The sequence below is a fragment of the Rhodohalobacter sp. 8-1 genome, from assembly GCF_038150125.1.
Taxonomy (GTDB): Bacteria; Bacteroidota; Rhodothermia; order Balneolales; family Balneolaceae; genus SW132.
This window is the reverse complement of sequence record NZ_JBBVMF010000063.1, coordinates 1-571: the sequence shown is the minus strand read 5'-3', so window position 1 is coordinate 571 and position 571 is coordinate 1. Positions and strand designations below refer to the sequence as shown.

Sequence of the window (571 nt, the reverse complement as noted above, 5' to 3'; positions counted from 1 at the left end):
CGATGGTGCCGGACGCCATCTCTGCCATTCTCTCCTATGACGCCGAGCGACGAATGGGGGTCGGCGAGTCGGGGCGCCGCTACTTCGAGAAGCATCGGTTGAGGCCGCTGCAGTTCCGGAACGACCAGGGCCGGCTGACTGGGCTACGGGCGCTTCTTCTTATCTATCCGTCTCCGAAGTTGGCGGAGATCGGCGATCCCCTCTCAATCTTCGCCACGCGAGACGGCACCTTGTCTTACGAAGCCGTCCGCACTGATGTCGCGGAGCGGCTGCGGGCAGTGTTAAACCCTCTCCGGGTGACGAAGGATGGCGATGACGCAAAGGGGCCGCCGGAGTGGGCGGCGCCAGCGCTACTCGACCAAATGCTGGGGGCTAGCACTGCCAGCTGGCTTGAGGCGGCGGACGGAATGTCTGCACTCGCCAGCGAAGATGCGTTTCACCAGCACATATCGGAGCTGGTGAAGCTTACTGCCGAAGACAGTGCCGGAATCCTGCCTGCCGGCCAAGTCGACCTCCTTGTTGATGTTGCTCTTGGCAGTCCTGCCGTTTGCGCACTTCGTGCGCTGCACCG

Annotated in this window: 1 protein-coding gene; it reads left to right on the top strand. The window is 63.0% G+C overall.

What is annotated here, in order from left to right:
* Positions 1-362: 362 nt before the first annotated feature.
* On the top strand, positions 363-571 hold a 209-nt coding region (locus AABW11_RS20015; RefSeq protein ID WP_340107105.1), incomplete at its 3' end, for a hypothetical protein.